This is a genomic window from Hydrogenophaga luteola (genome assembly GCF_042648585.1).
In the GTDB taxonomy this organism is placed as follows: domain Bacteria; phylum Pseudomonadota; class Gammaproteobacteria; order Burkholderiales; family Burkholderiaceae_C; genus Hydrogenophaga; species Hydrogenophaga luteola.
The window spans coordinates 236,921-253,217 of sequence record NZ_JBHRXX010000005.1; the positions used below are offsets into that span (position 1 = coordinate 236,921).

Annotated in this window: 16 protein-coding genes; 8 read left to right on the top strand and 8 right to left on the bottom strand. The window is 66.6% G+C overall.

From position 1 onward, the window contains the following. Nucleotides 1-6: 6 nt before the first annotated feature. Nucleotides 7-873, bottom strand: coding sequence for an MBL fold metallo-hydrolase (locus ACFOPI_RS11180; protein WP_382173848.1), 867 nt, complete (start codon nucleotides 871-873; stop codon nucleotides 7-9). 123 nt (nucleotides 874-996) lie between these two features. On the opposite strand from ACFOPI_RS11180, the gene ACFOPI_RS11185 reads away from it, so the two are divergent. The 5 genes from ACFOPI_RS11185 (at nucleotide 997) to ACFOPI_RS11205 (ending at nucleotide 7,893) form a co-directional block, all read left to right on the top strand. Continuing rightward, nucleotides 997-1,890 carry a LysR family transcriptional regulator gene (locus ACFOPI_RS11185; RefSeq protein ID WP_382173850.1) on the top strand — a complete coding sequence of 298 codons (894 nt, stop codon included), beginning with the start codon at nucleotides 997-999 and terminating at the stop codon, nucleotides 1,888-1,890. A gap of 156 nt (nucleotides 1,891-2,046) precedes the next feature. Continuing rightward, entirely contained in the window at nucleotides 2,047-3,663 is a 1,617-nt protein-coding gene (locus tag ACFOPI_RS11190; protein WP_382173852.1) for a glycosyltransferase family 39 protein, read from the top strand. 53 nt (nucleotides 3,664-3,716) lie between these two features. Beyond that, nucleotides 3,717-4,868: a sensor histidine kinase gene (locus ACFOPI_RS11195; protein WP_382173854.1), complete on the top strand. Its 1,152-nt coding sequence runs from the start codon at nucleotides 3,717-3,719 to the stop codon at nucleotides 4,866-4,868. Continuing rightward, entirely contained in the window at nucleotides 4,865-5,248 is a 384-nt protein-coding gene (locus ACFOPI_RS11200) for a response regulator (RefSeq protein ID WP_382173856.1), read from the top strand. The genes ACFOPI_RS11195 and ACFOPI_RS11200 overlap by 4 nt, the downstream gene beginning before the upstream one ends. A 29-nt stretch (nucleotides 5,249-5,277) precedes the next feature. Next, nucleotides 5,278-7,893 (top strand): sensor histidine kinase, encoded by a 2,616-nt coding sequence (locus ACFOPI_RS11205; protein ID WP_382173858.1) that lies wholly within the window; start codon nucleotides 5,278-5,280, stop codon nucleotides 7,891-7,893. An 11-nt stretch (nucleotides 7,894-7,904) separates the two neighbouring features. On the opposite strand, the gene hemW is transcribed toward ACFOPI_RS11205, so the two are convergent. Genes hemW through ACFOPI_RS11230 form a run of 5 tightly spaced genes read right to left on the bottom strand, consistent with a single transcriptional unit; the run spans nucleotide 7,905 to nucleotide 12,368 of the window. Beyond that, nucleotides 7,905-9,125: a radical SAM family heme chaperone HemW gene (hemW, locus tag ACFOPI_RS11210; RefSeq protein WP_382173859.1), complete on the bottom strand. Its 1,221-nt coding sequence runs from the start codon at nucleotides 9,123-9,125 to the stop codon at nucleotides 7,905-7,907. Next, a complete protein-coding gene (gene rdgB / locus ACFOPI_RS11215) occupies nucleotides 9,122-9,730 on the bottom strand; it encodes an RdgB/HAM1 family non-canonical purine NTP pyrophosphatase (protein ID WP_382173861.1) in 609 nt (202 codons plus the stop codon). The genes hemW and rdgB overlap by 4 nt, the downstream gene beginning before the upstream one ends. Next, entirely contained in the window at nucleotides 9,727-10,455 is a 729-nt protein-coding gene (gene rph / locus ACFOPI_RS11220; RefSeq protein ID WP_382173862.1) for a ribonuclease PH, read from the bottom strand. Before rph ends, rdgB begins: the two co-directional genes overlap by 4 nt. A gap of 9 nt (nucleotides 10,456-10,464) precedes the next feature. Next, nucleotides 10,465-11,364: a PP2C family protein-serine/threonine phosphatase gene (locus ACFOPI_RS11225; RefSeq protein WP_382173864.1), complete on the bottom strand. Its 900-nt coding sequence runs from the start codon at nucleotides 11,362-11,364 to the stop codon at nucleotides 10,465-10,467. Next, nucleotides 11,361-12,368 (bottom strand): serine/threonine protein kinase, encoded by a 1,008-nt coding sequence (locus tag ACFOPI_RS11230; RefSeq protein ID WP_066255659.1) that lies wholly within the window; start codon nucleotides 12,366-12,368, stop codon nucleotides 11,361-11,363. Before ACFOPI_RS11230 ends, ACFOPI_RS11225 begins: the two co-directional genes overlap by 4 nt. 61 nt (nucleotides 12,369-12,429) lie before the next feature. On the opposite strand from ACFOPI_RS11230, the gene ACFOPI_RS11235 reads away from it, so the two are divergent. From ACFOPI_RS11235 to rpoZ, 3 genes are read left to right on the top strand one after another with little or no spacing between them, the layout of a single operon-like run. After that, nucleotides 12,430-13,347, top strand: a complete 918-nt coding sequence (locus ACFOPI_RS11235; RefSeq protein WP_382173867.1) for a YicC/YloC family endoribonuclease — start codon at nucleotides 12,430-12,432, stop codon at nucleotides 13,345-13,347. 4 nt (nucleotides 13,348-13,351) lie between these two features. Further along, nucleotides 13,352-13,972, top strand: a complete 621-nt coding sequence (gene gmk, locus ACFOPI_RS11240) for a guanylate kinase (RefSeq protein WP_066158521.1) — start codon at nucleotides 13,352-13,354, stop codon at nucleotides 13,970-13,972. A 28-nt stretch (nucleotides 13,973-14,000) separates the two neighbouring features. Continuing rightward, on the top strand, nucleotides 14,001-14,204 hold the full coding sequence (rpoZ, locus tag ACFOPI_RS11245; protein WP_066158523.1) for a DNA-directed RNA polymerase subunit omega: 204 nt from the start codon (nucleotides 14,001-14,003) through the stop codon (nucleotides 14,202-14,204). 78 nt (nucleotides 14,205-14,282) lie between these two features. On the opposite strand, the gene nadA is transcribed toward rpoZ, so the two are convergent. After that, the gene (gene nadA / locus ACFOPI_RS11250) at nucleotides 14,283-15,386 is read right to left on the bottom strand and encodes a quinolinate synthase NadA (RefSeq protein ID WP_382173869.1); all 1,104 of its coding nucleotides are present in this window, start codon (nucleotides 15,384-15,386) and stop codon (nucleotides 14,283-14,285) included. An 8-nt stretch (nucleotides 15,387-15,394) separates the two neighbouring features. Next, complete coding sequence (nadC, locus tag ACFOPI_RS11255; protein WP_382173871.1) at nucleotides 15,395-16,258, bottom strand: carboxylating nicotinate-nucleotide diphosphorylase; 864 nt, start codon at nucleotides 16,256-16,258, stop codon at nucleotides 15,395-15,397. Between the last annotated feature and the right edge of the window lie 39 nt (nucleotides 16,259-16,297).

The window sequence follows — 16,297 nt, forward strand, 5'->3', positions numbered from 1 at the left end:
AGATCCTCACCACTTCATCTCGCCCTTGTTGACCTTGGCGCCAATGTCCAGCGACAAGGCGCCGTCGGTCAGCTGCGGGTAGGCCTTCTTCATCGCGTCGATCAGTTCGGCGCTGCCCTTGCTGGCGGCCAGGTGCTTCTCGAAGGTCTGCAGGTAGTCCCTGGTGAAGGTGATGGCGCTGGCGTCCACCGCCGTGCCAGCCTTCATGTGGCCGGGCACCACCAGCACGGGCTTGAGCGCAGCCATCTCATCCAGCTGGGCCACCCAGGCGGCGCGCTCGGCGGCGCTTTGCGTGTCGGCGGTCCAGACGTGCATGCTGCCAAAGACACCAATGTTGCCCACCACCGCCTGGATCGACGGAATCCAGGCGTAGGGGCGGTGGGCCAGCGGGCCTTGCGTGCCACGGATCTCGATGACCTGGCCTTCCAGCTTCAGGCTGTTGCCTTCCAGCGCACGCGGCACCACCGGCTTGCGCGGCGCGTTGGCGCCCATCTTCGGGCCCCAGAACGACACCTTGCCGGCCATCTTGGCGCTCAGCTTTTCCAGCACCGCGGGCGTGGTCACCACGTCGGCCTGGGGAAAGATCTCCTTGAGGGTTTCGACGCCGAAGTAGTAGTCCGGGTCGGCCTGGCTCACGTAGATGGTGGTGAGCTGCTTGCCGCTGTCGAGCACGTTGGCAGCGATGCGCAGCGCGTCGGCGCGGGTGAAGCCGGCGTCGATCACCATGGCCTCCTTCTCGCCATAGACCAGGGTCGAGTTGACGTTGAAGCTGTTGCCGCCGGCGTTGTAGACCTTGACGCTCAGCGGTTGTGCCGCCTGGGCGGTGGTGAAGGCGATGGCCAGCGAGGCGGCGACGAGGGTGGTGCGGATCATGAAAGGCTCCTGAGAGGGTGTGGGACGGTGACACTCTTCAGTGCCGAAGCGGACTGTAGTTTCAATAAACGAACATATAAACCGCATAATTTGCCCATATCTGTTTCACCAATCGATCAAATCATGGACCGACTGACCGCCATGCGGGTGTTCGTGGCCGTGGCCGAGAGTGGCAGCTTCAGCGCCACAGCCGACCAGTTGGAGATGTCACGCGCCATGGTCACGCGCTACGTCGGCGCGCTGGAGCAGTGGCTGGGCGCCCGGCTTCTGCAGCGCACCACGCGCAGCGTCACGCTCACCGACGCGGGCGAAAGCTGCCTGCGCCGCAGCCAGCAGATGCTGGCGCTGATGGAGGATGTGGAGCAGGAGACCAGCCGCCACGGCACCGCCCTGCGCGGTCAGCTGCGGGTGACCTGCAGCATCTCCTTCGCCTACGCGCAGCTGGCGGCCGCGCTGGCCGATTTCCTCAAAAGCCACCCCCAGCTCAAGATCGACCTCAACGCCAGCGAGGGTGCGCTCAACCTGGTGGAGGCGCGCATCGACCTGGCCATCCGCATCAGCGCCGAGCCCGACCCGAGCCTGATCGGCCGGGTGCTGGCACCCTGCGCCTCGGTGCTGGTGGCGTCCCCGGACTACCTGGCCGAGCACGGCGTGCCCAGGGAGCCGGCCGACCTGGAAAACCACCGGTGCCTGAGCTTTGCGAACTTCGGCAAAAGCACCTGGCTCCTGCGCCGCGGCGATGAGCGTTGTCAGATCCAGGTGCGCAGCCAGCTCAGCGCCAACGAAGCCACCGCCTTGCTGCAAGCAGCGCTCGCGGGCGGCGGCGTCGCGCTGCAACCGACCTACCTGGCCAACCCGCACCTGGCCGATGGCCGCCTGCAGGCGGTGCTGCCCGACTGGCAGCCGCCGGATATGGCGATCCACGCGCTCTACCCTTCGCGCAAGCACCTGTCGCCCGCGGTGCGCGCGCTGTTGGACTTTCTGGTGGAGCGGTTTGCCACCCCGAGTTGGTCGTGAAGTGCGCGGCGCGGCCTGCCGCCCCGGATTCAGATTTTCCTTAAGAAAATCAAGGATCTCTTAAGTTCTCGTGCGTATAGTGCCGCCTCTGCGGAGCACGCCGCCGCCGCTGGCGCGACGGACGTCGGCCCCGACACCAGACGAATCGGGGGACCCATGGCCACCACAGTTCCAGCGACCACACACCGCTTGCCCGCCGCGCGGGACCTGCTGCGTTCGAACGCCCTGTGGCTCTGGCTGATCGTCGCCACCGGTGCACTGTTCCGGCTGCAGCAGTTCGTCGTCAACCGCTCGTTCTGGCACGACGAAACCCTGCTCGCCACGGCGTTTGTCGATCACGGCTTCGCACAGCTGATATTTGAGCCACTGGCCAACAACCAGGCGGCCCCGATCGGCTACCTGCTGCTGGTGAAGCTGGTCACCGTCCTCCTGGGCTCCCACGAATGGACGCTGCGCCTGGTGTCCCTGCTCAGCGGCCTGGCCACATTGCCGCTGGCGGTGGCCGTGGCCCGGCTGGGCTTTGTGTCCTTCGCAGCCCGCGCCACCCTGGTGGGGCTGGTAGCCGTCTCGCCAGTGCTGGTGTACTACAGCACCGAATTCAAGCAGTACCAGGGCGACGTGCTCTGCACCCTGCTCATCCTTTGGCTGACACTGCGGTTCAGGCCCGAACAGCATCGGCGCGATGCGCTGTGGCTCGCGCTGGTGGGTGCGGTGGGCATCTGGTTCTCCCACCCCATCGACTTCGTGCTCGCCGGCAGCGGGCTCGCGCTCTGGCTGGAGATGGCCCGGCGGCGGGAACGGGCAGCCTGGCTTTCGGTGAATCTCGTTGGCCTGGTCTGGCTGGCCAGCTTCTTGGCCGACTACCTCCTGGCCCTCCGGGGAGTGCCGCAGAACGCCTACCTCGCCGGCTTCTGGGCCACCAGTTTCGCCCCCATCCCACCCGCCACGCTGGCCGACCTCCACTGGTACCGGGAAGCGGCCCTGGGCCTGGTGTACCTGGGCTTCCTGCAGATGGGCACAGCGTTCCGCGAGGTGCTGCCCGGCTGGTTCAGCGGCCCCGTGTACGCCCTGCTGGCGCTCACCCTGCTGGGCTGCGTGGCACTGGCGTTCCAGCGGGTGCGGGCCGCTGCCATGGGAGCCATCACCCTGATGGCGGTGCTGGGGGCTTCCTCTTTGCACCTGTACCCGTTCCGCGCCCGCCTGATCCTGTTTCTGGTGCCGTTCGTGTTCCTCGCTCTGGCGGCGCTGGTACAGCAACTGCACGAGCTGCCCCTGCAGCGGGCAGCCCCCTGGCTGGCCGCGGGACTGGCCGCTGGCGTCTCGTGGATGCCACTGCGCCTGAGCCTGCACTACGTCCGGCACCCTCACAACTACCAGGACATTCGGGGCGCCTTGCAGTACATCGCCGACCACCGCCAGCCCGGTGACCACGCCATGCTCAGCAGCTGGACCTACCCCGCCTACAGCTTCTACGCCCCGCGGACGGGGCTGGGCGACATGCCCAGCTTCGTCTACCAGCCCACCGCCAACGAGGTCCACAACATCCGTGCCACGGTGCGGCGGATCTGCCAGGACCCCGCCTCGGGCCGCACCTGGGTGCTGGCCACCAACCAGATCGTTGCCAACAACCGGGCGTTTCTGGAAGCGCTCCAGACCACCTCCCCGCCCCTGTTCACCCTGCCGATGGAGGGTGCCGCACTGTTCCTGCACGACTTCCGGTCCACCGAGTTCTGCCAGCGCTACCGCTCAACTTTGCCGCCGCCCGGCCGATAGCCAGTCTGAAGAGGATGCCCGGGAGTCACAGCTCCCGGAGCTTCGGACTCGCCATGAACGCCACATCCACTCCTGCCGCCAACAACCCGCTGCTGATCCTGCTGGACTTCGTGGCCAGTCCGTTGCTGCTCTTCAACCCCGAAGGGCAGGTGGTGTTCACCAACCAGGCGGCCAAGGCGATGCGCTGCCGCCCCCACCTGCTGCTGGGCAGCGACCCCGACGTCAAGGCCTTGGTGCGGGACGTGGCCGGCGGCCGCGCGCGGGCCAGCCTGGAACTGCGGGTGGAGGCGATGTCCGACGACGGCATCGCGCGGCTGCTCTGCCGCAGCGCCCCCCGGCCCGTGGCTGGTCTGGTGCCGGTCTCGGTCGCTGTGGCCGAGGTGGACCCGCTCAAGCCCGCTCCCGGTCCGGAGACCGAATCCGAGCAGCGCCTGTCGCTGCAGCAGATCATGGAATTGCTAAAGGCAGAGCTGCTACCCCCCATCCAGCAGGTCACGGGCCTGCTCGAACCCTCATCGAACCCGGTGCTGGCGCAGTCGGTCCGCGACCTGCAGGAGCGGCTGGAACGCATGGTCGACCTGGTCAACGTGTTCGGAGAGGACGTGCTCATCGGTGAAGACCGGATGCTGCTGCCCGAGCTGGTGCGCAGCATTGCGCAGGAACTGACGCCGCTGACCGACCAGCAGGGCGTGTCCTTCGTGATCGAAGGCGACCACAACGATCTGCCGCCGGTCTACGGCAGCCGGCGACTGATGCGCCGGGCGCTGTATGAGTGCCTGCACAACGCGGTGACCCAGGCCCGTCAGGGGGTTCAGAGCAGGGAGTCGGTGGCCATCGGCATCGGCTTCCGGCCGTCCGGCAACCACCTGCTGATGAGCATCCACCACCTGGGCGTGTTTTCGGCCGCCGCGCTGTCGCGACACGCCGCGGCCGTCTTCCGCCCTGTGGCCGACCCGAAGGGCGCAGAAGGCGGCGACACCGACGCCCTGCTCATCGGCCTACCCCTGACCCAGCGCATCCTGCAGCTGCACGGCGGCCGCCTTCGCATCGAGCAGGACAACGCCGACGGGCTCCAGGTGATGCTGGAACTGCCCACCGGCGCACCGATGCGCAACACACACCACCTCGACATGCTGCAGGCCCAGATCTACGCCGAAGACCTGTCGAAACTGATGGCCCGCACCCGCCGAAGGAGCCCCGCATGACCGCCCGCATCCTCATCGTCGACGACCAGCCCGACATCCGCAAACTGATCCGGCTCACGTTGCAGCACCTGGACGACGCCGAAATCCACGAGGCCGACAACGGCGGCGACGGCTGGCGTCTGGCCCAGGACATCCGGCCCGACCTGATGCTGCTGGACGTGATGATGCCCGGCGAACTCGACGGCTACCAGGTCTGCACCAAGGTCAAGAACGACCCGATGCTCAAAGGCCAGACCAAGGTCATCCTGCTGACCGCGCGCGCCCAGGCGGAGGACCAGGAACAGGGTCGCAAGGCCGGCAGCGATGCCTACCTGACCAAGGCGTTCAGCCCGCTCAAGCTGCTCGACCTTGTGGACGACATGTTGGGTCGCACGGTCTGACTCCCGCAACGGTGATCGTCGGATTTCCGATGAAATCGATGCCCGAACTGTTCCGCCAATGGGTGGCCATGCGCTCGCTGCGCACACAGCTGATGAGCATCGCCATCGGCCTGTGCATGGCCGCCATGGCCATCACGGTGCCGCTGTCGCTGTCCAGTGTCCAGCAACAGACCGAACGGGAGAGCATCCAGTGGGCGCAGGCGCTGGCCAGGATGGCCGCACACGCCGCGAGCGTGCCGCTGGCGGACAACGATTTCGGCGCCCTGGACGAGGCCTTGCAGGAGGTCGTGGCCCTGCCCGGCGTGCAGGCGGTTCGTGTGATGCGGCCGGGCGGGTACGAGGCCATGCGGGTGGAGCAGCGCGCGGGCGGCGACATCGTATCCATTCGGTCCCGAAGTGGTCTGGCCCTGCCGGCACCGGCACGTGGACATGCACTGTCCGGGGAGCGCCTGCACGCGGTGGCCAGCCTGCTGACCGCCAACCGCGGCGGCGAGGGTCAGCCGGTGGACTATCCGCAGTTCGTCCGCGAAGGCTGGGTCGAGGTGGAGTTCAGCTTCGCGGCCCGCATGGCCGCCGCGCGCAAGAACTGGGTGATCACCTCGACCGGTATCCTCATCCTCGGGCTGCTGGCGCTGGCCGCTTTCGCCCTTTTCCTGCGGCGCACGGTCCAGCCCATCCGCGCCCTGGCGGCCTACGCCAGCACCATGGCCGAGTCGCCCGGCGACACCTTGCAGCTGCGCTGGGGCAGCCAGGAGGTGCGCGAACTCGGCCGCGCGCTGAACTGGTCTTCGCAGGAGCTGGCCCGCCGGATGGCCGAAACCCGCCAGCGCCTCACGCGCATGAAGGCGGTGCTGGACACCGCCGCCGACGCCATCGTCGGCATCGGCTCCGACGGGCAGATCGTCGGCGCGAACCCGGCCGCCGAGCGCATGTTCGGATCGGACGAGAAGGACCTGATCGGGCGTCCGCTGGCCGAGGTGCTGCCGGGCATGGACGCCGACCGGCTGCGCCAGACCATGGCCGACGGCATGCTCATCCACAGCACGCAGAGCCGCATCGGCCGGGTCGAGATGGAGGCCGTGCGCCACGGCGGCACCTCGTTCCCGGTGGAGGTACTGCTGGGCGAAATCTCGGGCGACCCGGAGATCCGCTACACCTGCATCGTGCGCGACCTCACCGACATGAAGCTGGCCGAGGAGTACCTGACGCTGTACGGTCGCGTGCTCGACTGCACCCCCAACGGCATCTCGGTCAGCGACGCCCGCCGCTACCCGCAGCCCATCGTGCACATCAACCCGGCGTACACCCGAATCACCGGCTACGCGCCGCACGAGGTGCTTGGGCGGGACGCCAGCCTGCTGGAAGGGCCGCTGACCGACCCGGACGATCTCGCCCTGCTCGCACGAACGGTGCAGAACGGGGCCGAGATGAAGGTCACGCTGCGCAACTACCGCAAGGACGGCAGCGTGTTCCACAACAAGCTCTCGGTGTCTCCCGTGCGAGACGGCAAAGGCGAGATCACGCACTACATCAACGTGATCGAGGACGTCACCGCCCAGGTCGAGGTCAAGCAGCGGCTGATCGAGCGCACCGCGCGGCTGAACGCCACGTTCGACCTCAGCCCCGACGGGTTCGCCGTGTTCGATGCCCGGGGCGAGCTCATCACCAGCAACCCAGCGTTGCGCGCCATGGTGGGCGAGGTGTCTTCCTGGATGCCCCTGTCCAGCTTCGACGACTGGATGCGACAGCTGTGCGAAGACCCCGAGCGCTATGGGCCGGTGGCCAGCGATGCCGGCAACGGCTCGCGGCACACCCTGGTGCTGGCGCGGCCCTCGCGCAAGGTGCTGGAGCGCGAGGTGCGGCGTCACCTCGGCGGCAGCGGCGAAACCTTCGTGTACTTCCGGGACGTGACGCACCAGTTCGAGGTCGACCGCATGAAGAGCGAGTTTCTTGCCACGGCGGCGCACGAGCTGCGCACACCACTGGCCAGCATCCTGGGTTTCACCGAGCTGATGATCCATCGCAAGTACAGCGAAGAAAAACAGAAGGACCTGCTGCAAACCGTGCACCGGCAGGGCACCCTGCTGAACAGCCTGATCCAGGAACTGCTGGACCTCTCGCGCATCGAGGCGCGCCAGGGCAAGGACTTCCACATCGTCCCCACGCCGCTGGCGGCCATCGTGAACGCCGCGCTCGATGGCATCGGGCATCAGGAGCTGGGGCGACAGATCACGGTGGACCCGCTCCCGGAGGTGCATGTGATGGCCGATGCCAGCAAGATCGAACAGGCGCTGACGAACCTGCTGAGCAACGCGTTCAAGTACTCGCCCGCCGGTGGTGAGGTGTCGCTGCAGGTTCAGCTGGATGGGCGCGAGGGCGAAGAAGCCGTGGTGATCGAGGTGCGCGACCAGGGCATCGGCATGACCCCCGCACAACTGGCCCGCGCCTTCGAGCGCTTCTACCGCGCCGACACCTCCGGCAACATCCCTGGCACCGGGCTGGGACTGAACCTGGTCAAGGAAATCGTCGAGATCCATGGCGGGACCATCGAACTGGCCAGCGAACTGGGCGCGGGCACCACGGCCCGCATGCGGCTGCGGCGCGCCCCGTCGACCGTCCCGGCCGTCGAACCCGCCACAGCCTGACTCAACCGGAGTCAGCCGGGCAGGAACAGCGACTGCAGGTCGCTCAGGAAATCGAAGCCGCGTATGGTGGGTGCCACCCACACGCCGTCCTGCGCCAGCCAGCCCTTGGCCAGCCCATCGCGCAGCGCGCCATCGATGGCGGACAGCGGCAGACCGGTGCGTGCGCTGAAGTCCGTCAGGCTGAAGCCCTCGCGCAGCCGCAGCGCATTGAGCATGTACTCGAACGGCAGGTCGCGCCGCGCAACCTCCTCCACGCCCACCACCGCGTCGCCCGCCAGCGCCTTGTCCATGTACAGACGCGGCTCGCGCGCCCGCACCTGGCGCACCACGCGGTGCGCAAAACTCAGCTTGCTATGGGCGCCAGCGCCGATGCCCAGGTAGTCGCCGAACTGCCAGTAGTTCTGGTTGTGCCGGCAACGGTGGCCACGCCGCGCATAGGCCGAGACCTCGTAGCGCTCCAGACCGGCCTCACCGGTCAGCTCGGTGATGCGGTCGAGCATCGCGTAGGCGTCGTCGTCCTCGGGCACCACCGGCGGGAACTTGGCGAACACCGTGTTGGGTTCGATGGTCAGGTGGTAGATCGAGATGTGCGGCGGGTTGAAGCCGAGCGCGGTGCGGATGTCGTCCTCGCACTGCGCCAGCGTCTGGCCCGGCAGCGCGTACATGATGTCCAGGTTGAAGGTGTCGAACGCGCCCGCTGCTTCCTCCACCGCCGCCAGCGCCTGCGCCCGGTCGTGCACCCGGCCCAGCGCCTTGAGGTGTTCGTTGTGGAAGCTCTGCACACCAATCGACAGCCGCGTCACGCCGGCCTGCCGGAAGGCCGTGAAGCGGTCCTTCTCGAACGTGCCAGGGTTGGCTTCGAGCGTGATCTCGGCGTCGGCGTCCAGGCGCGTCAGCGCCCGCACGTCGCCCAGCAGGCGGTCGATGGCCTCGGGCGAGAACAGACTGGGCGTGCCACCACCGATGAACACAGTGTGGATGGGGCGCCCCCAGATCAGCGGCAGCGCGGCCTGCAGGTCGGCGCGCAGCGCGTCCAGATACGGTTGCTCGGGCAACGGCTGCCCCGGCGCCGAGGTCGCGCTCCATTCGTGGGAGTTGAAGTCGCAGTACGGGCACTTCTTCAAACACCACGGCAGGTGAATGTAGAGCGACAGCGGCGGCAGGCCCTGCAGCTGCAGGGTACCGGGGCGCATCCAGTGGCGGATGTCGCTCCAGTGCGGGGACTCGCTCATGGCTGCGTGAACCAGCGCTCGCGCATGAGGGCGAGCATCTGTTGGGCCGCCTTGCCACGGTGGCTGTTGGCGTTTTTCACCTCGGCGGGCAGCTGGGCAAAGGTCTTGCCGAACGGGGGCAGCAGCAGCACGGGATCGAAGCCAAAGCCCTGGTCGCCGATGCGTTCCTGCGTGATCAGCCCCGCCGCACGGCCCGTGGCCACCAGCGGTTCCGGATCGTCGGCACTGCGCAACGCCACCAGCGTGCTCACCAGCGCGGCGCGGCGGTCGGTGATGCCATCCATCTGCTCCAGCAGCGCGCGCACATTGTTGTCGTCGCCCTTCTCGTAGCCAAACTGCGTGGCGTAAAACGCCGTGTCGACGCCGGGCAGGCCGCCGAAGGCCTCCACGCACAGGCCGGCATCGTCGGCCAGCGCCGGCAGGCCACTGACCTGCGATGCGTGGCGCGCCTTGGCCAGTGCGTTCTCGATGAAGGTCCTGTGGGGCTCGGGCGCCTCGGGAATACCCAGATCGGCCTGGCGCACCAGCTCCACGCCCAGCGGCGCGAACAGGGCCTGCAGCTCGGCCAGCTTGCCCTTGTTGTTGGAGGCGAGGACCAGTCTCATTCGCCGAGCGACTTCTTCTGCGCCACGATCAGCTCGCCGATGCCCTTGTCGGCCAACGCCAGCAGCGCGTCCATTTCCCTGCGGGTGAAGGCTGCGCCCTCGGCCGTGCCCTGCACCTCCACGTAATGGCCGGCACCGGTCATCACTACGTTCATGTCGGTGTCGCAGGCCGAGTCTTCGACGTACTCCAGGTCCAGCAGCGCTTGGCCGTCCAGAATGCCGACCGAGATCGCGGCGACATGGTCCTTGATCGGCGAGGCGGCCAGCTTGCCCTCTGCGATCAGCTTGTTCACCGCGTCCTGCGCGGCCACAAAGGCACCGGTGATGCTGGCCGTGCGCGTGCCGCCGTCGGCCTGCAGCACGTCGCAGTCCAGCGAGATCGTGCGCTCGCCCAGTGCCTTGAGGTCGAACACCGCGCGCAGCGAGCGGCCGATCAGGCGCTGGATCTCCTGCGTGCGCCCGCTCTGCTTGCCCTTGGCAGCCTCGCGACTGCTGCGGGTGTGGGTGGCGCGCGGCAGCATGCCGTACTCGGCCGTCACCCAGCCTTCGCCGCTGCCCTTCTTGTGCGGCGGCACCTTTTCCTCCACCGACGCGGTGCACAGCACCTTGGTGTGGCCGAACTCGATCAGCACCGAGCCTTCGGCGTGCATGGTGTAGCCACGGGTGATGCGCACCGGACGCAAAGAATCATTGGCCCGCTGTCCGGGCCGGCTGGAAATGCTCATGGGAAAACCTCAGGAGTTGCGTTCGGCGGTGCGCCGGATCGCTTCATTGATCTCGGCGATCGAACGCTCGATCGCCTCGTCGTCCATGTCCTCGATCGTGGGATCGGGCACACCGGACTGGATGGTGGACGCAAAGACGCCCTCTTCGATCTCTTCGGTGGAAATGCGCGTGGTCTGGTACTCGTCCGGGGTTTCCCACTCCATCGCCAGCACGGTCACGTTGTCACAGCGCGGGCCGCCGCGCTTGAGTGCCATCTCGACCAGTTCGGGCACCGCCTGCTCCAGCGGCTGCGACGCCATCTCGGCAGCGATCTCGAAGTCCTTGACCGTGCCCCAGAGCCCGTCGGAACACAGCAGCACGCGGTCGCCCTGCTGCAGCTGCACCGGCCCGGAGAGGTCGAACACCGGCTTGGCCGGCGATCCCAGGCAGGTGAAGAGAATGTTGCGGTTGATGTGCGAGGTGGCCCGCCCCAGATGCGCCTGCTGCTCCATGTAGGAGTGGTCGCGCGTACGTGTGAGCAACTCACCGTTGCGGATCAGGTACAGCCGCGAGTCGCCGCAGTGCACCCAGTGCATGGAACCACGCTCCATCACCGCTGCCACCAGCGTGGTGCGCGGCGTGTCCAGCATGCCTTTTTCGGCGGCGTAGCGGATGATCTGGTGGTGCGCCGCCATCAGCGCGCTGGAGAGGAACTCCGGCACCTCACGAACCGTCGGGTTGGCGGCTTTCTGGAAGTAGGCCGACAGCGTCTGCAGTGCCAGCTGGGCGGCCATGGCGCCTTCGGGATGCCCACCCATGCCGTCGGCCAGCACAAACAGGCCGGACTCACGCGTGTAGGCGTAGCCCATCCGGTCTTCGTTGCGCTCCCGACCACCCTGTCGGCTGATCTGGTAGACCGAAAACTTCATTTGAACTTGGTTCCGCCAGCGGTGGTTTTGCGGGTCGACTTCTTGTTGTCAGACACGATGTTGTCGAACTGCAGGCGCATCTTCTCGGCCACTGTCAGCTTGGTGTAGCTGCGTTCGGTCTCTCGGCTGAGTTCCTTCTGCAGAGCGAACACCGATTGCGGGCGGGACAGCGGATCAAGCGACATGCACCATTCGACCACCTCGATCAGGTTGTCGGAGTACACACCGCGCAGACGGGACAACGCCAGCGACAGGCGGTCTTTCTCCAGCCGCTGCGGCGCATCGTTGGGCGGATAGCCCTGCATGCTGGCGTAGATGCAGGCGCCGATGGCGTAAATGTCGGTCCACGGACCCATGCTCGAATCGCGGCGATACATCTCGGGCGCGGCAAAGCCGGGCGTGTACATCGGACGGATGAAGTTGCCTTCCTTGCTCAGCACCTCGCGTGCGGCGCCGAAGTCGATCAGCACCGCACGGTTGTCGTCGGTGATGAAGATGTTGGCCGGCTTGATGTCCAGGTGCAGCATCTTGTGCTGGTGCACGATGCGCAGACCGCGCAGCACCTCGTCGTACAGCGAGCGGATGGTCGACTCACGGAACACCTTCTGCTTCTTCAGTTCACGCGCGGTGATGATGAACTCCTGCAGGGACGAGCCCTCCAGGTAGTTCATGACCATGTACACGGTCTCGTTCTCGCGGAAGAAATTCAGCACGCTCACCACCGACTGGTGGGAGATCTGGGCCAGCGCACGGCCCTCCTCGAAGAAGCTCTTGAGGCCCAGGCGGTACAGGGAAAGCTTTTCGGGCTGGACCTGCGGCAACAGTTCGCCCGGAGCGCGGGTGGCCAGCGACGACGGCAGGTATTCCTTGACGGCCACCTGCTGACCTTCGGTATCGACAGCCAGGTAAACGACGCCAAAACCGCCCGCCGCCAGCTTGCGAACGATCCGGTAACCACCGATCACCGTGTCCGGTGGCAAGGAAGCTGGTTTGACCTTTGACATAATTCGGGAGGAGTCCGGAACGCCTCGTTGTGGACCATTCAACCGGATCGGACCCAGTCTCATGGCAGTTTACAGCATGACCGGCTATGCCACAGCCCAGTACACCGGGCCTGCGGACGAGGCCGGACGCGACCCCCTGCCCGTGCTGGGCATGGAGATTCGATCGGTCAACAGTCGGTTCCTGGATCTGGCCTTCAAGATGTCCGACGAGTTGCGTGGCACCGAGCCCGCGCTGCGGGACTTGCTCGGCGCGCGCCTCAAACGCGGCAAGGTCGAGATCCGCGCCTGGATCGAAGGCCGCGCGGAAGGCGGGCTGCGTGCGCCCTCGCCCGCCGAACTGCAGCGTCTGGTCGGCCTGCAGGACAGCATCGTCGCCTGGCACCCCAAAGCCACCCCCCTGTCAGTCGCCGAACTCATCCAGCTGACCTCCCGCCAGCAGGCCCTGCCCAGCGGGCTGCACGACCACCTGCTCACCCTCGCCCAGACCGTTCTGGACAGCTTTGTGGGTGCGCGTGAACGCGAGGGCAAACGGCTGGCGGACATGCTGCTGGACCGCCTGAAGCAGTTGCGCTTGCTCGCCCGCGAAGCCCAACCACTGATCCCCGAACTGGTGGCACAACAGCGCCAGCGCTTCATCGACCGCTGGAACGAGGCGCTGGGTGCCGGCAACACCGGCGGCACGCCACCCCTGTCCACCGACACGGTGCAGGAGCGCGCCCTGGCGGAGGCCACCGCCTTCGCCATCCGCATCGATGTGGCCGAAGAACTGACGCGGCTGGACTCCCACCTGGTGGAGATCGAGCGGCTCATCAAGAAAGGCGGCGACGTGGGAAAACGGCTGGACTTCCTGATCCAGGAACTGCACCGGGAAGCCAACACCCTGGGCTCCAAGTCCTCCAGCCTCGAACTCACCCGCATTTCGGTGGACATGAAGGTGCTGATCGAACAGATGCGTGAACAGGTCCAGAACCTGGAATGAACTGATGCAATACCCGGGAAACCTGTTTGTCGTTGCGGCCCCCAGCGGGGCCGGCAAGTCCAGCCTGGTCAAGGCCCTGATGGAGCTGGACCAGCGCGTCTCGCCGTCCATCTCGCACACCACGCGCGCGCCACGAGGCCAGGAGGTGCATGGTCGCGAGTACTACTTCGTCAGCCGCGAGACCTTCGACCAGATGGTGGCACAGGATGCGTTCCTGGAATGGGCCCACGTGCATGGCAACCGCTACGGCACCTCCAAGCACGCGATCGAGCAGCGCATGGCCCAGGGGGCCGATGTGGTGCTGGAGATCGACTTTCAGGGAGCCATCCAGGTCAAGCGCATCTTTCCGAACGCCGTGCTCATCTTCATCCTGCCGCCCAGCTGGGAGGAACTGCGCTCCCGGCTGGAGCGGCGCGCCGAAGACAGCGCTGACGTGATTGAGGTGCGACTCAAGAATGCCGCCCAGGAGATGGCTCATGCCAAGGAATTCGATTTCGTTATAATCAATGAGTTGTTTGAGCGCGCCTTGTTCGACCTCAAGGCCATCGTCCACGCGCAGCGCCTGCGGTTCACCGCCCAGCGCATCGCCCGCAGCGACACCTTCCAAGCGCTCAATATCTCCTGATACCCCGCTTTCCTACCGAGGCCCGCACATGGCACGCATCACCGTCGAAGACTGTCTGGAAAAGATTCCCAACCGCTTTCAGCTGGTACTGGCTGCCACCTACCGCGCCCGCATGCTCAGCCAGGGGCATGCACCGAAGATCGAAAGCAAGAACAAGCCGGGTGTGACCGCCCTGCGCGAGATCGCCGAAGGCAAGGTGGGCCTGGAGATGTTGAAGAAAGTGCCGACCTGATCGACCAAGATCAGACTTGCCCCAAAGAAAAAGCCCGCTGATCAGCGGGCTTTTTCTTTGGCCTGGAGGGTCGCCCGATCAGGCGGCTCCGATGTTGGGAACCAGCGCACCCGCGTCCTGACCGGCCTTGTGTGCGGCCGTGAAGGCCAGCATGCGGTCGATCGGCAGGCGCGCGCGCGGGATCAGCGCCGGGTCGACGTGGATCTGATTCTCGCCCGTCTCCAGCACGCGGGCCACGCCCGCCAGCCCGTTCATGGCCATCCAGGGGCAGTGCGCGCAGCTCTTGCAGGTGGCACTGTTACCGGCGGTGGGGGCCTCGATGAAGACCTTGTCCGGGTTTTGCTGGCGCAGCATGTGCATCATGCCGTTGTCGGTGGCAACAATGAACTCGCGCGCCTCCATCTCTCGCGCCGCCTTGAGGATCGCGGAGGTCGAGCCCACCGCATCGGCCAGCTTCACCACCTCGGCAGGACTCTCGGGATGGACCAGCACACGGGCCTTGGGGTGCTCCTTCTTGAGCGCTTCGAGCTCGAAGGCCTTGAACTCGTCGTGCACGATGCACGACCCCGTCCACATCAGCATGTCGGCCCCGGTCTCGCGCTGGATGTACCCCCCCAGGTGCTTGTCGGGCGCCCACAGGATCTTGTGGCCTTTGTCCTTGAGCGCCCGGACGATGTCCAGCGCGCAGCTGGAGGTGACGAGCCAGTCCGAGCGGGCCTTCACGGCGGCGCTGGTGTTGGCGTAGACCACCACCGTGCGGTCCGGATGCTGGTCGCAGAAGGCGCTGAACTCGTCGATGGGGCAACCCAAATCCAGCGAACAATTGGCGTCCAGATCGGGCATCAGCACGGTCTTATCGGGCGAGAGGATCTTGGCCGTCTCACCCATGAAACGAACCCCCGACACGACCAGCGTCTGCGCCGCGTGGTCACGTCCGAAACGCGCCATCTCCAGCGAGTCGCTGACAATCCCCCCGGTTTCGACGGCGAGATCCTGCAGGTCCGGGTGCACGTAGTAGTGCGAGACCATCACCGCATTGCGCTCTTTCAGCAGCGCTCGGATGCGTTCCTTGAGTTCGGCACGCTGCTTCGGTCCGGGCTCGACGGGCACCCTTGCCCAGGCGTGCCTCGTCGGGCAGGCGGGCTGTTCGTACTCGACGTCGATGATGGCGTTGGCGGTCATGGTGGGGCTCACAGGGTTTCGAAGCGCATGGAAAAGTCGGTGGCCTTGACGTCCTTGGTCAGTGCCCCGATGGAGATACGGTCCACGCCGGTTTCAGCAAGAGCTCGCACGGTGTCCAGGTTCACGCCGCCGGAAATCTCGAGGATGGCCCGTCCGGCGTTACGGCGCACCGCCTCCTGCAACGTCGGGATGTCCATGTTGTCCAGCAAGACCATGGTCGCGCCGCAGGCCAGGGCCTCGTCCAGCTGCACCAGCGTCTCAACCTCGATCTCGACGAAGCGCGCTTGAGGGGCTGTTTCCTGCACCCGCTTGAGCACCGCAGCCACGCCACCCGCCGCTGCAATGTGGTTTTCCTTGATCAGCACCGCGTCGTACAGGCCGATGCGGTGGTTCACACCACCACCGGTTTTCACGGCGTACTTTTGCGCCAGGCGCAGGCCGGGGATGGTCTTGCGGGTGTCGACGATGGCCGCGCGCGTGCCTTTTACGGCATCGACAAACACCGACGTCTTGGTCGCCACCCCGGACAGCAGTTGCAGGAAGTTGAGCGCGGTGCGTTCAGCGGTCAGCAGGGCCTGGGCATTGCCCTCGATGTGCAGCACCACCTGGTCGGCGCCACAGCGCCCGCCTTCCTGCACCTGCCAGCTCAGGCGCGCCGACGGATCGCAGGCCAGCACCGCCGCCTCCACCCAGGGACGGCCACAGATCACCGCCGCTTCACGGGCCAGGATGCGGGCCCGCGCCGGGCGGGTGGCATCGACCAGCGCAGCGGTCAGGTCGCCCGCACCGACGTCCTCGGCCAGCGCTCGCGCCACGTCGCTGCGTGCCAGCTCGGCCAGGTCCGAGGCATTGAATTCAGAGAGGTGTTTCATGGGGCGGAGCATAACGGGAACGAATGGGCGGGATGGACT